17 protein-coding genes and 1 riboswitch are annotated in these 16,614 nt (G+C 42.0%); of the genes, 7 read left to right on the top strand and 10 right to left on the bottom strand.

Annotation, left to right across the window (positions count from 1 at the left end; all coding sequences use genetic code 11):
- The first annotated feature begins 2 nt into the window (after positions 1-2).
- A complete protein-coding gene (locus QQK21_RS12260; protein ID WP_284192481.1) occupies positions 3-1,058 on the top strand; it encodes an HlyD family secretion protein in 1,056 nt (351 codons plus the stop codon).
- Positions 1,059-1,060: 2 nt separating this feature from the next.
- Positions 1,061-2,611, top strand: coding sequence for a DHA2 family efflux MFS transporter permease subunit (locus QQK21_RS12255; RefSeq protein ID WP_284192480.1), 1,551 nt, complete (start codon positions 1,061-1,063; stop codon positions 2,609-2,611).
- Positions 2,612-2,665: 54 nt separating this feature from the next.
- On the opposite strand, the gene QQK21_RS12250 is transcribed toward QQK21_RS12255, so the two are convergent.
- From QQK21_RS12250 to QQK21_RS12235, 4 genes are all read right to left on the bottom strand, one after another.
- On the bottom strand, positions 2,666-3,166 hold the full coding sequence (locus QQK21_RS12250; RefSeq protein ID WP_284192479.1) for a GNAT family N-acetyltransferase: 501 nt from the start codon (positions 3,164-3,166) through the stop codon (positions 2,666-2,668).
- Positions 3,167-3,296: 130 nt separating this feature from the next.
- Positions 3,297-5,072, bottom strand: a complete 1,776-nt coding sequence (locus QQK21_RS12245; RefSeq protein ID WP_284192478.1) for a putative bifunctional diguanylate cyclase/phosphodiesterase — start codon at positions 5,070-5,072, stop codon at positions 3,297-3,299.
- A 133-nt stretch (positions 5,073-5,205) separates the two neighbouring features.
- Complete coding sequence (locus tag QQK21_RS12240) at positions 5,206-5,937, bottom strand: chromosome partitioning protein ParA (RefSeq protein ID WP_284192477.1); 732 nt, start codon at positions 5,935-5,937, stop codon at positions 5,206-5,208.
- Positions 5,938-5,958: 21 nt separating this feature from the next.
- Entirely contained in the window at positions 5,959-6,117 is a 159-nt protein-coding gene (locus QQK21_RS12235; RefSeq protein ID WP_284192476.1) for a hypothetical protein, read from the bottom strand.
- Between the two features lie 247 nt (positions 6,118-6,364).
- Here QQK21_RS12235 and QQK21_RS12230 point away from each other — a divergent pair, with 247 nt between their 5' ends.
- Complete coding sequence (locus QQK21_RS12230; protein WP_284192475.1) at positions 6,365-6,703, top strand: 50S ribosome-binding protein YggL; 339 nt, start codon at positions 6,365-6,367, stop codon at positions 6,701-6,703.
- 45 nt (positions 6,704-6,748) lie between these two features.
- On the opposite strand, the gene QQK21_RS12225 is transcribed toward QQK21_RS12230, so the two are convergent.
- Entirely contained in the window at positions 6,749-6,991 is a 243-nt protein-coding gene (locus QQK21_RS12225; protein WP_284192474.1) for a hypothetical protein, read from the bottom strand.
- A gap of 400 nt (positions 6,992-7,391) precedes the next feature.
- A riboswitch (glycine riboswitch) is annotated at positions 7,392-7,491 on the top strand.
- A 104-nt stretch (positions 7,492-7,595) separates the two neighbouring features.
- On the opposite strand from QQK21_RS12225, the gene QQK21_RS12220 reads away from it, so the two are divergent.
- A complete protein-coding gene (locus QQK21_RS12220) occupies positions 7,596-8,966 on the top strand; it encodes an alanine/glycine:cation symporter family protein (protein ID WP_284192473.1) in 1,371 nt (456 codons plus the stop codon).
- 81 nt (positions 8,967-9,047) lie between these two features.
- Here the strand turns inward: QQK21_RS12220 and QQK21_RS12215 are convergent, their stop codons facing one another.
- A complete protein-coding gene (locus QQK21_RS12215) occupies positions 9,048-9,701 on the bottom strand; it encodes an isochorismatase family protein (RefSeq protein ID WP_284192472.1) in 654 nt (217 codons plus the stop codon).
- A 19-nt stretch (positions 9,702-9,720) separates the two neighbouring features.
- Positions 9,721-10,434 carry an NUDIX hydrolase gene (locus tag QQK21_RS12210; protein WP_284192471.1) on the bottom strand — a complete coding sequence of 238 codons (714 nt, stop codon included), beginning with the start codon at positions 10,432-10,434 and terminating at the stop codon, positions 9,721-9,723.
- Between the two features lie 254 nt (positions 10,435-10,688).
- On the opposite strand from QQK21_RS12210, the gene pncB reads away from it, so the two are divergent.
- The gene (gene pncB / locus QQK21_RS12205) at positions 10,689-11,930 is read left to right on the top strand and encodes a nicotinate phosphoribosyltransferase (protein WP_284192470.1); all 1,242 of its coding nucleotides are present in this window, start codon (positions 10,689-10,691) and stop codon (positions 11,928-11,930) included.
- A 38-nt stretch (positions 11,931-11,968) separates the two neighbouring features.
- Here the strand turns inward: pncB and QQK21_RS12200 are convergent, their stop codons facing one another.
- Entirely contained in the window at positions 11,969-12,595 is a 627-nt protein-coding gene (locus QQK21_RS12200) for a LysE family translocator (RefSeq protein ID WP_284192469.1), read from the bottom strand.
- A gap of 226 nt (positions 12,596-12,821) precedes the next feature.
- Here QQK21_RS12200 and QQK21_RS12195 point away from each other — a divergent pair, with 226 nt between their 5' ends.
- A complete protein-coding gene (locus tag QQK21_RS12195; RefSeq protein WP_284192468.1) occupies positions 12,822-14,303 on the top strand; it encodes a carboxypeptidase M32 in 1,482 nt (493 codons plus the stop codon).
- A gap of 28 nt (positions 14,304-14,331) precedes the next feature.
- Positions 14,332-15,063 carry an SDR family NAD(P)-dependent oxidoreductase gene (locus QQK21_RS12190; RefSeq protein ID WP_284192467.1) on the top strand — a complete coding sequence of 244 codons (732 nt, stop codon included), beginning with the start codon at positions 14,332-14,334 and terminating at the stop codon, positions 15,061-15,063.
- A gap of 330 nt (positions 15,064-15,393) precedes the next feature.
- On the opposite strand, the gene QQK21_RS12185 is transcribed toward QQK21_RS12190, so the two are convergent.
- Complete coding sequence (locus QQK21_RS12185) at positions 15,394-15,810, bottom strand: GNAT family N-acetyltransferase (RefSeq protein ID WP_284192466.1); 417 nt, start codon at positions 15,808-15,810, stop codon at positions 15,394-15,396.
- A gap of 28 nt (positions 15,811-15,838) precedes the next feature.
- Positions 15,839-16,453, bottom strand: coding sequence for a rhomboid family intramembrane serine protease (locus QQK21_RS12180; protein WP_284192465.1), 615 nt, complete (start codon positions 16,451-16,453; stop codon positions 15,839-15,841).
- Positions 16,454-16,614 lie beyond the last annotated feature (161 nt).

Raw genomic sequence — 16,614 nt, 5'->3', positions numbered from 1 at the left:
GCATGACTGCACCAATCCAACACAACACCGAAAAGAAAAAGAACAAAGCATTCATATTTGCGACAATGACTATTATCGGAATCGTATTGCTTTGTTCTGGTTATTGGTTTGGGTATGCACGATACTTTGAGTCGACCGACAATGCATACCTTCAGGGAGATATTACCACCATTCGACCTAAAGTCTCTGGGTACATCATCCACTCTTATGTAAATGATAACCAAAAAGTGAAGAAAGGTGACTTGTTAGTCGAACTTGACGCTCGTGACTATGTTACGGCTCTTGAACAAGCCAAAGCACATCTTGCGGTATCGAAATCAAGTATCGATAACCTTTCTGCGCAAAGAATCTTGCAACAAAGTCAAATTCTTCAGGCTGAGAGTGGTGTTGACTCTGCCAGAGCAGAATACCAACGTTCAAGCCAGCAGGTTGAGCGCTCACAAAGTCTGCTCAAGAAAGGTTATGCTTCGAAAGACGAAGTCGATGACATGGTTGCTCAGCAAAAAGTGGCGCTTGCAGAGCTTGAGGAAGCGAAGGCGAACCTCGTTGCAGCTCATGATCAACTGTCGGTCATTGACAGCAACATCCATCAAGCGCGAGCATCTGTGACTGAGTCCAAAGTGGACGTTGACCAAGCTGAACTTAACTTAAGCTATACCAAAATCTACGCTCCTGTTGATGGCATAATAGGCAAGCGTAGCGTTCGACAAGGACTCCTCGTTCAATCCGGAACCCCTCTTTTAAGCCTTGTGCCAACGAATAATATTTGGGTCGAGGCTAACTTTAAAGAAACTCAGTTAGGTGATATTCATAAAGGTCAGAAAGTCACTATTGAGTTTGATGCTTTCCCTGATCAGCCTCTCACCGGTGTTGTCGACAGTTTTTCTCCCGCTACCGGAGCAAAATTTGCATTGCTTCCACCAGAAAATGCCACTGGCAACTTTACGAAAATTGTTCAACGAGTACCCGTTAAGATCTCTATCCTTGACCCACAAAAATTAAAAGGGCGCTTGCTCCCCGGTTTGTCTGTTGTGACTACAATTGACACTCGAGGTTAATCATGTCAATAGCACTATTACCCACTGTTTCATCACATGAAAATACAGTACCACTCAAAAACTGGATTGCATTGATAGGTGGGCTAGTTGGCGCTTTTATGGCCATACTGGATATTCAAATTACCAACTCGTCACTCAAAGACATCCAAGGCGCTCTCTCTGCCACTCTTGATGAAAGCTCTTGGATATCCACTTCATACTTAGTTGCAGAGATGATTGCAATCCCACTGAGTGGATGGTTATCACAAGTGTTAGGTAAACGCAGATATCTCACATGGACCACCAGCATCTTTACCCTATCCTCGCTATTATGTTCATTGTCTTGGAACATGACTTCAATGATCACATTTCGAGCACTGCAAGGTTTTAGCGGCGGGGCACTTATTCCCCTAGCTTTTTCTTTGGTGGTTCAATTACTTCCTTTAAGTAAACGCGCTGTTGGCATGGCTTTATTTGGGGTCACAGCAACCTTTGCACCTGCTATAGGGCCAACATTTGGCGGATGGTTAACCGAGAACCTCTCTTGGCACTACATCTTTTACATCAATATTCCACCTGCATTCATCCTTATAGCCATGGTGCGCTATGGGTTAGAGGATGAAAAATTTAACCTCTCAAACTTTAAAAAGGCAGACTGGTTTGGTATTGCGACAATGGCAATCGGTCTAGGCTGCCTTGAAGTGGTACTTGAAGAAGGCAACCGTGAGGAATGGTTTAGCTCGCAGTTTATTATTGCATTGAGTGCGCTCTCTGCCATCAGCCTCATTTATTTTGTGATCAATGAGTTACAACAAGAAAAACCACTGGTTAACCTTAGACTATTTAAAGAACGTCAATTTGCGATGTCATGTATCGCGTATTTGATTCTAGGAATGGCGCTACTTGGCTCTATATATGTCTTACCACTTTATTTAACTCAGATTCAGCAATATAACGCGATGGAAATTGGACAAGTCCTCATGTGGATGGGTTTCCCACAACTAGTATTTTTTCCATTGGTACCAAAACTGTCGCGAATGATAAAACCCAAATATCTGGTTACGTTTGGCTTTGTCATGTTTGGCTTGAGTTGCTATGTCAACACACATATGACCATCGACTTTGGCGGACAACAGCTTATTTTATCGATGCTTTTAAGGGCCATAGGAAGCCCATTTATTATGGTCCCACTCTCTCTGGTCGCGATGAAAAATATAGCTCATCACAACACCTCAGATGCATCAACACTCACCAATGTAATGCGCAATCTTGGCGGTGCCTTTAGCATTGCAATCATAGCAACTTTGCTAGACAACAAAACCCGTGAGCACTTAGCCCACATAAAGGAATCCTTACCCTATGTTAGTTCTACCGCTTGGGATGCACTTCGTGAACAACAAACCTACTTCATCCAATCTGGAAGTGATGTTGTCACTTCAATCCAGCAAGCAGAGTCAGTATTACTTAACACCATGCAGCGAGACGCTGCGATTATGGCCTATAACGACATTTTTTTAATTATGAGCGCTTTCTTAGCTATAGCGGCTGTATTAATCCTAAGCATGGACGATTAGATCAAATTACTGATGAGACAAGCCTGCTAAAGCTCCTGCAATATAAACTATGGCTTATATATCGCTAATATCAGCATACATTATATGTTGTGGTCCAGCTTCACCACCTAAATAGAGCTGCTGAGCATCAATAAAACCACCGTTATGGTAACAAGACTTGGCTGCTGGATTTTTGCAATTGACAGTCAGGTACACGCTTTCATATTGAGAATAATTTGCTGCTAGGTATGGCAGTAATGCTTTGACTACTTTAGAACCAAGTCCTTTTCCTTGATAATTAATGTCAATAGCAAATGCCTTTAGCCCTAAACCATTCTTAGGACAAAATGAAAAACTCTCACAGTACAAAGTATCAATCTTAAAAAAACCTATAACCCTCTCATCAACTTTAATTACATGTAGGTGCGTAGTATCACTCCCTCCGTTGAGAAAATCTTTAGCGGTACCGGCGAATTTAACTTGTTCGTCATTTAGGTGGATTTTTTTGATGCTACTGGTATAAGAAAGATCAAACTTATCAAGTTCAATATTATTTTCTAATGCTGTGCTTGCCATTTAAATTAATACTCCGTTTACTTATATCATTCTAATACAACCATCAAAATACAGTAAAAACAGTATATAACTCAAACGAATACTTTAATTAAATTGGCGTGGATAGCAGGTTAGAACTAAAGATAGTGGTTTAGCCGCTTGATGTGTCGGTATTATCAATATCAAATAAAGAGATGAACTCACTTGACTCAAGGGGCTGAGAATATAAATAACCTTGGTAGGTATCGCATCCCTCTTGACGGAGCACTTCTAGCTGTTGCTCGTTTTCAACCCCCTCTGCTACCACGCTAATATTTAAGCTATGCCCCATTTGGACAATCGTTCGGAACAAAATACGATCAGCTTCATGAATGGCGCAGTCATTTACAAAACATTTATCTATTTTAAGAACATCAACGGGCAGATGTTTTAAGTATTTCAGGCAAGAATACTCTACACCGAAATCATCCACTGCAATTGAAACCCCCAAAGATCTTAGTTGTCCACATATTTCTGTTACCCCTTCGGGGTCTTTCATTAACGTAGATTCCGTAATCTCGATTTGTAACAAATGAGACGGTATTTCAACTTCTCTAAGGATTTCACAAATCGCTCTGAAAAGATCGGCATCGTCAAATTGAACCGTAGAAACATTTACCGATACACAAATATCAAGACCGTCATCATGCCACGCTTTAACCTGTTCACAAGCTTGGCGAAGTATCCATTGCCCCAACGGCACTATCTGGGCTGTTTTTTCCGCAATAGGGATAAACTCTGCAGGCGAGATTGACCCCAATTGCGGATGCTTCCATCTGATTAGTGCTTCAGCTCCAATGATCTTGGCATCGGCTATCGAGACTTTGGGCTGGTAGTACAAAACAAACTGATCGTTATGCAGCGCAGCCTTTATTTCCGTTTCAATCTGGTGCTGGCGTATGGTTTCATTTAACAGTTCTTCATCAAACCAACATACAAAACCTGAACCCTGTGATAGCGCTTTATAAAGGGCAAAATCAGCATTTTTTATCCAAACCTCAGTACTATTAGGCGCATCTTTGGCCAAAGCTACACCAATACTGAAACCCAGCCTATGACTGGTATTTTCCATATTAAATAGTGTTTTCTCGTGCTGACGCAAAACATTAACAGCGTCAATTAATGTCGACTTAAGCTCTGAACTTTCAACAACTAACGCAAACTCATCTCCCCCCAATCGATATAACTTGCCAAATTCTCCAACAAGACGATCAATATGTTCTGCGAAAGCAATCATTAGCATATCACCGTATCGATACCCGAGACGATCATTAATATTTTTAAAACCATCCAGCCCTATATGAAGCATGCCAAATCGCTCGGCATTATCTGCATCAACCATTTTAATATCATCATAAAATGCATTTAAATTAGGGAGCTTAGTTAGAAAATCAGTAACACTTTGCTGCTGATAAATGCGTGTTTGTTTACGTGTTTCAATATAAAAATAGGCCATCATAGTTGCAAAAATGGTTATCGCACTTGCCTCTGAAGCAATCTCGATAAAAACACCAATATCAACTTGCGTGAGTTGCTGTAAATAGCTATTTACCAAAGTAGCGGCCACAGCGATTGGCCAGAGAGAGCCTGGGAAAAGAACGACATAACAAAGGGGGATAAGGATGAGGCCACTTCTAATAACACCGACAGCCAAAGGCTCTATTAAGCCCCCGACTAAAAACAGTACAACAGCACTAAAAGCGAAGATATGTTTCAGACGAGCATCTGATATCAATAAGGCAACCACTAGAAATATCGGTATACAGAGAAAGAGTTGACTCCAACTATGCGCTTGGATAACTAAGCCATAAGATATAGCTGCTACTGAGCATAAATAAGCAAGCCCAGTAATGATTGTCACCCACTCTATACGACTATTGTCATTCAAATTACTACCCTATAAAAATCTACGAACTTCTCTATACAACTTAAAACTAGTCGCTAATTACCTCCTTTCCCAATCTCGCATAAAAAAACCTCCATTTAAGGAGGTTTTTTTTTGTTTTTCTCAATAATACTGCTTACAAACCCAACTCATCTGTCAGAGTCTGGATTTGCTTTAAATCCATCTGATGTACACGAATCATTTGGTTGACATGACTAAGGCGAGAGTTAGCCTCGTCTTGTTTATCACACGCATCTGATTTCGCTTCCCATGAAGTGCCCGCTAGATATAAATCACAATCAGCCTTGAGCTGCTTTAACTTAGGTTGAAGGTCATCACGTTCTTTTTCTAAGGCTTCAAGCTCCTGCTTCACTTTCAGCTCCTGCTGAAATAGCTCACGTGAACGTTCAAGCATGGTCACTTGCATATCAGCTTGCCTATTCAACTTACGATTTTCTTGAGTGGCTTGAACAATACTTTGTTTTTGTTGGTTAAGTTTTTCTTCAAGAGACATATTGACTTTTTCAAGTTCAGCGACCTGTGCCTGCAAGGTTCCAACAACCTCATCATAAGCTTGCTTCTTTGCATCTAGCGCTTGAGTCAATTTGGCTTGGATTTCAACATCAACTTGATCAACCTTGTCTTTAACCGTATCAACCAACAATTTTTTCTCTTCCACGATCAACTGGTATTTCTTTTCTAAGCCATGGTAGGCCTCTTGCCACTTCGAAGATGTCAAAGATGAGCCGACTAACCCTCCCAGAGCAGCCCCTAGTAAACCCGCAATAACGATGTATAAGTAGCTACGTTTATCCCTCTCTTCAATAACGACTACATCATCATTTTCTACATCAGACTCGTTGTTCACTATTCTTTTGCTCCTATCGAATTAACGCATTAGCTCTGTCACGACCAAAGTGGTGGTATAGATTAAAAAACCCGAAATCAATGTCATTACAACGTATTTTTGCAATTTTTCATTTGTCCGGTATCGTATCAATACGAAGGCTAACGCCGCTAACAATACGATAGCAATCAATCTCGTCATACATTCTCCTTAGCCGGCCAAACAAAAACTCATCGATTAGTTCGGTACTTATTTTATATCATCTTTAAACACTCGTTAGTCAGCATTACGTTTGTTTTAAGCGCTTTGCCCCAATTATATACTTTACCCTATCCATTTCGTCTAAAATATCGCCAATACATCAATTTTTTCACATAATACGAGTGACTAATTTGGGTAGACGCCAAAAATGAGGTATAAGTAACTACTTTGTGACTGAGGTATAACAATGAAACCATTCAAAATAGACAACAAAAAGCGCCGAATCCAAAAGAAACTCTTTCTTGGCGAGTTTGCCATGCTCGGATTCGACGTCAGTTGTGATACCAAGATTAAAGATTTCGATAATTATGATATGTTTGTCGATGAGTTCATCGATTATATTGATGCACTTGACTTAAGCTTCGGAGGGGGCGGCCTAGAGCTTTTTGAAGGGTTTATCTGTCATGCTGAAAGATACAAAAGTGTCACTAATGAGCAACAAGCGCAAGTGGTCTCATGGTTAGAAGCACGCAAAGATATAAGCGCTGTACGAGTCGGCGAATTAGTGGACGCAAACTACTTTTAAATACTTGTATTGGCCAACATAGTCGATAAATGTTGGCCACTCTGTCTATCTGACTTCTAAGCCCAAATTATATTGCGCCAAGCAACGCGTTACGTAGCTCACCTTCAAAAATGCTGCAATGATTATTGTGCTAATATGCGCAGCGACCTGTACTTTCAGGCTAAAGGCATCTGCATAGGGATAAGCAATGATTATGCTCGCAACCAAGGCTAAGAATGTGATAGTCAAACCTATGTTTGATATGGTTAACAAGGTTTGAAACGTATTTCGACTGGGTTGATTAAACATAGTGACCTCTGCAATTGAGTGACTCTATGTATACAAAGCACTTTTCTTGCCAAGTTTTTTATCACGTAAAATCAACACATTAAGAAAACCCCACTCACATAAAGAGTCAAAATGACACAACAATCTTGAGAGTCATAATGACCCGTAAAAGTCATTTTTAATATTTCATTTTCTCTTTTCCAAGCAATAATAAAAACTGATTGAATTACACCATAAACATGATAGAGTTCACATGTTGGTAGTGGTGACACTACCGACTTACTTTTGTTCAACAATTGAACAACTGTTCCGATGAAGATGGCAGGAGAGTGGTTTTAGGCCCATTTATATACTGGTGGCCAAACAACCTACCGAAGAAGTAAATCTTTCAGGTGCTGTGTATGCAGCGTGGACTGTCATTGGAGGAACCTCTGGAGAGAACCGTTTAATCGGTCGCCGAAGGAGCAAGCTCATTAGCATTTGTGAGTGAAACTTTCAGGCAAAAGGACAGAGGAGTGTAAAGATAAAGCAGCTATAATCACATTTTCGTCCACGAAATCAGTAGACCCATTGTTTCTGCGCTTTCACTCTTCTCCTTAGTATCATTTATCACTATGGGGAATTCATGAACGACCTTCAATCTATACTCAATACCGTCGACAATTTTGTCTGGGGCCCACCACTGCTTATCTTGCTTGTGGGTACAGGTATCTATTTCACCTTTCGTTTGGGACTACTCCAGTTTAGGTATCTCCCAACAGCATTAGCCATGTTGTTTAGTAAAAAAGAATCGAGCAAACAGGGCGATGTATCAAGTTTTGCGGCCTTGTGTACTGCCCTTTCTGCCACTATCGGCACTGGCAATATTGTCGGTGTGGCAACCGCGATAAAATTAGGCGGTCCAGGAGCTCTCTTCTGGATGTGGCTTGCCGCTTTGTTTGGTATGGCAACAAAATACGCAGAGTGCCTTCTGGCGGTAAAATATCGTAAAGTGGATGCCAATGGCCAAATGATCGGCGGGCCTATGTATTACCTTCAGGATGGAGTGGGTTCCAAGTTCCTTGCAATACTGTTTGCCGTTTTTGCTCTACTTGTCGCTTGTTTTGGTATTGGTACCTTTCCACAAGTCAATGCGATTTTAGATGCAAGTGAAATTTCGTTTGGCTTACCACGGGTATTATCTGCCACCATGCTTACGCTTCTGGTTGCTTTTGTGACATTGGGCGGCATTAAATCCATTGCCAAAGTCGCTGGCAAAATTGTACCGGCAATGGCTATTTTTTATGTGTTCGCTTGTCTCTGGGTGATCATTGTTAATGCCGATCAATTAATAGCAGCCATTCAACTTGTTCTTGTATCCGCTTTTAGCTCGAGTGCTGCAACTGGCGGATTCTTAGGCGCAAGTATAATGCTTGCGATTCAGTCTGGAATTGCAAGAGGTGTGTTCTCAAATGAGTCAGGCCTTGGCAGTGCGCCAATGGCAGCCGCAGCTGCAAAAACCGACTCTTGCGTTAGACAAGGTTTGATCTCAATGACTGGGACCTTCTTTGACACCATCATAATTTGCACCATGACGGGGTTAGCGCTAATTTTAACCGATGCTTGGCAAAGTGACCTCGCTGGCGCGGCAATGACAACTCACGCGTTTGCTGTCGGGCTAGATGCTGAAACACTTGGGCCTCTACTCGTGTCTACTGGACTTATCTTCTTTGCCTTTACCACGATTCTTGGTTGGAATTATTATGGTGAACGTTGTGTCGTTTTCCTCTTGGGGACTAAGGCCGTCTTACCCTACAAGATGATTTTTGTTGCGCTCGTGGCCTCTGGTGCGTTTTTGCAACTTGATATCATATGGATCATTGCCGACATAGTTAATGGACTTATGGCTGTTCCCAACCTTGTTGGCTTGCTTGCACTGCGCCATATCGTCGCAGAGGAGACAAAACTCTACTTCAATCAATTAGCAAAATCCACAAAGGCTCAAGCCATCGCTTAAGTAGATAACACTATTATCTAACAATATAGCTATCTAACAATGCGAAGCCTAGGCTTCGCATTGTTTATTTTTCACCGCTCTCTATTCACTGACTATGCTGTTTGAGTTTTTTACAACAATCACTCCCTTGTCATTGAGTTCCACTGCCAAGTTATCCGTATTCTCAGGGAAAACGGCTCGTGTCGAGGCCAAATTTAAAATCACTTTAAACCCTGCGCCTAACAGCTGATCAATGGATTTTTTCACACAGAAATCTAAAGCTAAGCCGCCAACAATTACCGTTTCTATCTTTTTTGAACGCAAATACTCTATTCCACCTGTAGATAAAGCTTCAGCCTGATCATGGTAGAAAGCTCCGTAGGGGTGCGCATCGCAGTCCATACCCTTATTGATCTGAAAATCGTAATCTCGAATCGCGGGTAACCCCGGCAGCAACTCCGCCCCCAAAGTGCCTACTATACAATGTGGGTTCCATTTAACATCAACCTCGGGAAGTCCCACTGGCTCGAGCATATTTTCAGGCTGTTCGGCTTCCCAAGCGGCACCTGAAGGATGCATATCTCTCGACACGAGACGAATCTGAGCTTTACTGTGATTTTCAATTAACTCATTGACTATTTCGAGAGCCCCAGCAACAGGAAGTTCATTTGGACAAAGCTCACTGAATCCTTTTTGAGGATCAACATCTATCGATGCGGTCTTATTTTTTTCTACATTCACGACTTGCAAAAACATCGCCGACTCCTAAACATTGCTAACGCAGACAGGTTTGAAAATAAATCACTTTATTTTCCGCTAAGCTATACACTTGAGCTGGCTTTCCTCCTTTGCCACGGTTGGTAGAAGCGATTTTGTTTGCGCTGACAATCACGCCCGTGTCGATAAGACGCCGTTTGACTGTCATTCTGTTTACTTCCACACCAAATTTGGCATAAGCAGTAATAATATCTGACACCAAAAATTCTTTATCTAAGGTGAACAAAGCCACAGATGTATACTCAATGGCTGCTCGAAGCTTTTTCCATGCCAATTGGATTAAATCAACATGGTCAAAAGCAAGTTTCATTTGATTGTCTAACACTGTTTTCAGTGGAAACCACCTGAGTTGTTCCCTATCAAGGCCACAATTGTCTATTTGATCAACATTCGCCTGATTGACCAAAGCATAATGCGCAATGGTAACACTCCACCCTTCCGGATCACGCTTTGGGTTACCATCCACCATAGGCTCACTAATATAATTTGGATAAGTATGAATTTTTTGACGACAAATACGTTTGCGTGCAGCCTCAAAGTCTTTATCGGCTTTTTGTCCCCCATCCTCAGACATATCTTGCTCAAAAACAAACCCACCAGGGATCGCCCAAAGACCAGATTGAGGTCGCTCGGGGTTGGTTCTTTTAATTAACAGAGTCTCTAACCCATGCTCGCCTAGCCTTAGGCATATCATGTCAATAGTGACAATCATTGCGCGTTCTCTTATCACTCAACTGAAAAGTACCTTACCATTGAAAGGTTCAAGGTCAATAAGAAAGTAACAATAAGTGACAAACCTAGTCAAAATCCTTTGCCTTACTACTACTTATATCAATATTTTTAACTGTCTACGTGGATTAATACAGAATTGACAGGTGCTATAGTTAATAACAAAGTTTGACAAACTGCGCACACTTTTATTAAAGTTCGCGAATTGAAACAACTTCTTTATTTGGGATAAGCTTCATGGGCAGTACATTGTTTAACGACACCATTATCCAAAGCGCTTTAGATCTTGATGTCTATAAGATAAATATGATGTTCGCTGCCCGAAAATATTATCCAAATACTCACGTTCGCTACGAACTCATTGTTCGCTCTGACGAAAATCTATCAAGTTTACAAACTGACGTGACCAAAGAAATATGTAAACTCGCTAGCTACCAATTTGACGAGCAAGACATCCGCTACTTAAAACGGCAAGCGCCCTATCTCGATGAGGACTTCTTTTGCTATCTTGGTGAATTTAGGTTTAAGCCAAAACATCAGGTCTCTGTCACCGTCTTTGATGGGCAACTGCGAGTATCAATAAGTGGTATCTGGCACGAGACGATTCTCTATGAAACACTCATAATGAGTATCATCTCTGAAGTGCGCAACAAAAAACGCTGGGATCGTATTCCATTCCAACAATTTTATGATGTTCTTGAAGATAAATTTGCTCATTTGCGAGCGGCATTAGCCACTCGAGGCATTAATAATTTTCAATTTTCTGAGATGGGAAGTCGCCGCCGGTTCAGTTCAAAAGTGCAGTATGAACTGATCCATTTTCTTAAGCAAAACGCGGCTGATTTAATGTCTGGAACCAGTAATTACCATCTCGCGAGGCATTTTGATCTCAAGCCTATAGGGACGGTCGCTCACGAATGGTTTATGGCACATCAGCGTTTTGGCGACCCCGCTCTCTCGCAAAAAATTGCTCTCGATACATGGCACCAAGCTTTTAATGGTTCGCTCGGTATCGCCCTAACCGATACCATAGGTATCGATGCCTTCTTAAAAGACTTTAGTTATGAACGTGCCTCGGCTTATGCTGGCGTGCGTCATGATTCAGGGAACCCTTTCACATGGGGCGATAAAATACTAAACCATTATCAGTCTCTTGGCATCGACCCCATGTCCAAAACACTGATATTTACCGATGGACTGAACTTTGAACGCGCTCTTGAAATCTGTGAATACTTTTCACAAAGAGCCACCATTAGCTTTGGTATTGGCACATTCCTCGCCAATGATATGGGTGATTGGTCAGATGAACTGAATCGCTATCAGCCCTTGTCTATGGTGATTAAAATGGCTGAATGTAACGGGGCCGCAGTCGCCAAAATCAGTGACGAGCCAGCCAAAGCAACATGCGAAGACCCTATTTTTCTCACCCATTTAAAACAGCGCTTTGGCGTAACAAATGCACTTGATAAGGCAAGTTAACGGTATGCACAATAAAAGCGAAATAAAAGCACCGTTACTCACGCTTCAATCATCAACTTAATGCCTAAACCAACCAGCACTGCACCAGTGGTGGCCTCCATTCTACGTAGAAAGGCGTTGCTACCCAGCAGGCTCTTCGCCGAGATCAAGGATAGTGCTAGGCCACTTTGCCAAATCATAGCAATCACAAAATGGATGCTTGCCATCAGCAGGGTTTGAGCAAATGCAGAAGTCTGAGGATCGATAAATTGAGGCAGAAATGCTAGGTAAAATACCGCCGTTTTGGGGTTGAGAATATTCGACAAAAACCCTTCCCTTATAGAACGCATTCCACTGTAATGGGTTTGGTTTGTTGCCCAATCGGTTGAATTAGACTTGCCTTTATAAATGTCCTTAAGCGTACAGAACCCAAGCCAGATAAGGTACACGGCACCTATCATTTTCACGATACCAAACCATTGTGCCGACTGAGCCAAGATGGCTGAGATCCCCACCGCAGACAAAGTTGCATGCACAAACAGGCCAACGCAGATACCAAAACTTGTCGCTATTCCATCTTTTGCACCACCTCGAGAAGCATTACGTATCACTAACGCCGTATCTAGACCAGGAGTGATGGTTAAAATAGTAATCGCAATTAAAAATGCTTCCAGATTGATGATCATTCAGGCCCCAGTTCAGAAATCGTTTCGATGTATTGATAACAAGTGCTAGTTTTATCATCAAACCAAGCCTATTGAAAACACCAAAATTTACAATCTGTTTGATAGGATCATTTAATAACGTGATAGGTAACAAATAATTAATTCCTTTAATCGCGGAATGACTCTTGGTATCCGCTAGCGAGGTTGATACACTTTTCATCTTATGAATAGTTAAGGAAGACCACTGATGAGCGCATTCGAAAAGCTAAAACAGCATTCAAAAAAGATTTCTCATTTCAATCACCTTGCCGCTATCTGCGGCTGGGACCAAGCCGCGGTGATGCCAAGTGGTGGCAACCAAGCTCGCTCTGAAGCCATGGCGGAACTCTCGGTTCATATCCATAACCTGCATACCCAACCGCAGCTAGAAGAATGGTTTGAACAAGCTGAAGGCGAATCTCTCAATGTTACCGACAAGGCAACATTACGTGAGCTAAAGCGCGAATGGCAGCAAGCCAATGTACTACCAGAAGCATTGGTACAAGCAAAATCACTGGCCGGCTCCAAATGTGAACATGCATGGCGCACCCAGCGAAAAGACAATGACTGGGCAGGATTTGAAAAAAACTGGGCAGAGGTGGTTCAACTTTCTCAAGAAGAAGCGCAGATCCGAGCAGAGGCAAATGGTAACACGCCTTATGATGCTATGTTGGATATCTATGAGCCGGGCACCAACTCTGCCTCTCTTGATGCGCTTTTCTCCGATGTAAAAAGTTGGCTACCCGATCTTATCAACCAAGCAATCGAAAAGCAGTCCAGTGATCGTTATCTAGTGCCTGAGGGTGAATTTTCAGCGGCGAAGCAAAAAGCATTGGGTTTAGAAGTCATGAAAATGCTGCAATTTGACTTCAACCACGGACGCTTAGATGAAAGCATGCACCCTTTTTGTGGTGGCATACCAACCGATGTACGCATTACAACCCGCTATGATGAAAAAGAGTTCGCTCAATCATTAATGGGGATTATTCATGAAACTGGCCATGCTCGCTACGAGCAAGGACTACCCAAATCATTATCAGGTCTTCCTTCTGGTGAAGCGCGCTCAATGGGTATTCATGAATCTCAATCATTATTTTTTGAAATGCAAATAGGTCGAAGTAACCGCTTTATCGCCCATTTAGCAAACTATGCCGCAAAACATTTTGATGGGCATAACCCTGAGCTTTTCTCGCAAGAGAACTTTTACAAGCTCTATACTCGGGTGAAAAAAGATTTTATCCGCGTAGACGCCGATGAACTCACCTACCCAGCTCACGTGATACTGCGTTATGAGATTGAGCGTGACTTAATTAATGGAAACATTAAACACACAGACGTTCCCGAGCTCTGGAATGATAAAATGCAAACCTATCTCGGCCTTTCAACCGAAGGTAACTATCGCAATGGCTGTATGCAAGATATCCATTGGACAGACGGAGCCTTTGGCTACTTCACTAGTTACACCTTAGGCGCTATGTATGCGGCGCAGTTTATGGCCTCAATGCAAAACAGTGTTGATGTGGATGCTGCCATTCAATCGGGCGATCTCACGCCTATCTTTAGCTGGCTATCCGATAACATTTGGAGCAAGGGAAGTTTGTTGACCACAGACGAGTTAGTCCAACAAGCAACAGGCGAAACCCTCAATGCGGCGCATTTCCAAACCCATTTGAGAAGTCGTTATCTCTGATTGTATTGGTTATTAATGGGAAGTCTTAATGGATTTATTACTAAATAAAAAGCGTGTTGTTGTGACCGGAGGGTCTTCAGGGATAGGATTTGCGATAGTACGCGCTTTTCTGCAAGAAGGAGCAGAGGTTTGGTTTTGTGGGCGAACTGCGACAAAAATTGAAAGAGCAGTGAATGAGTTGGGGGAATACGACCATAGTGTGCATGCTGCGGTGGTTGATGTATGTGATAGAAATGAGTTCGAAGCATGGATCAACACGATTCCAGAAATTGATGTATTTGTGCCCAATGTGAGTGCATTGAGTGATTCATGGGAGGAGGTGGTCAGAGTCGATATTACCAGCACTCAATCTAATATAGAGACCGTTATCCATAAATTGACTTGCTCACCGACTCCTGTAATTACATATATTGGCTCAAAGGCAGGTGGGTTGAGCCAAAAAAATGCCCAAGCCTACGGTGCTGGTAAAGCCGCGATGGCACACTATATGAAATCATTAGCCTTGACTCACGCACCAGAGATTCGAGTAAATACCGTTTCTCCCGGTGATACCTATGTTGAAAATGGATTATGGGGAAATGTAAAACAAGAAAAACCCGATGAGTTTTTAAAAGTATTGGCGAGAAACCCGATGAATCGTTTGGCGACTCCTGAAGAAGTCGCCAATGTGGTGGTTTTTATCTCTAGCTCGAGGGCTAGCTATGTTTCCGGTGCAAATTGGTATGTGGACGGTGCATCAGTGAATCAGGTTCAATACTGACATAGATAACCTTCTACATTCATCAAATAGCTTGAAGACGGTAAAGGCAAACTAATCGCTAATCGCATCATAAGTAATTTGCGACAGGACCAGTTTGACTGTTAATTTCTCTTAATTTTCACATCATAGTCAAACACCCGATGGCCAATAGTGGTCTTCGAATTTGGGATGGTCAGGCTGGTCAGTTGCCTATCGTTAAATGCATTTTCCCTATGGTAGTTACCGAGTCTGGAATAACGACATTTTTCTCGATACCTGTATATTCAAAACAACTAAAAATTGATAAGACTAAAAAATGATCTAGTGTTTTTAGTCCTCTTGAAACCCTTGTTATGTGACAATTTCACTTCCACACTCCAGCACCCAACAACGCTCGTTTTTGGTGTAGCCAATTTGCCCATAATAGTCATTGGCTGCCGGTGCTGCGATTAAAAACAGTTTACATGTAGGCTCTATTTGAGCTTGAGTTTGAATTTGTAACTGCTTGCCTATTCCCGATCTTTGATATGCTTCGTCAACCGCTAGGTCGGACAGATAGCAACAATAATGGAAATCCGTAATAGAGCGAGAAATACCAACCAGTTTGGACCCATCCCAAGCAGTGATTATGAGATTGCTATTGTTCAGCATACCGTTGATACATTTGATATTTTCTATCGGTCTACGCTCTCCTAACGTCGAGCGCTTAAGCAACTCAATAAACTCGTCAGCCAAAATCTGCTGATTGACTTTGTATTCGATATTCAATGTGACCTCCTTATCACATAACGCCAAGCTAAGCGGCGCCGCATGCGGCGTCCTTGCTTGAGCTTTTTGTTAGCTTATTTACGTAAAAAACGCCTAGCACCATACCGACAGCCAAGCCTAAAACATGACCAGGCTTCGGATAATTAACAAAAATAAGATCGAGCGAAAAAGCCGGGATTAATGCAAACAATAACGCATAAATTACATTACGTTTATCATGCATAATCGTTGTTAGAATAATTCCAAAGCCGGCAATACCCAATACGGCTTGAGAACCACCTGTTCCAGTATTCCATGGTGCTTGTACAAATAGAGTACTATACAAAGTGCCTGAAGCGCCCGCTATAAACCAAACCAGGAGAAACATAAGCCAGCCAATACGTTTCTCTATGGCACACCCTAATACAACAAGAGATAAGACGTTGTAAAACATATGGTATTGTTTGGCATGCACCAACTGGGATGTAAATAACGTCCAAATCTCCCAATTCACCAAGTTAGAAACATTAACACCTCCGTATGATTTAAGCTCAATCATCGTTACTTTACCAAGAAAAGATCCGGTGACGATATAAGCCACAATCATCGAGAAAAATATAGTTGCTAAGCCTAGCCCAAATGATGCAATTGGTAATTTCTTCACTCTATCCCCTTAAGAGCTAACGCCGCGTCAAGTGGTGACACCCAACCTAAACCATTGTACCTTAAACACATAACTCAACTTGAAGCGTTGTGTAATGGGAGAAGTGGCCCCCGATTTTCGGACATGACTTTAAGTGATTGATCTGTTTTGATAGTACCCAG

This window comes from Vibrio zhanjiangensis, from assembly GCF_030161235.1.
GTDB lineage: Bacteria > Pseudomonadota > Gammaproteobacteria > Enterobacterales > Vibrionaceae > Vibrio > Vibrio zhanjiangensis.
This window is presented reverse-complemented; position numbering and strand designations above follow the sequence as displayed.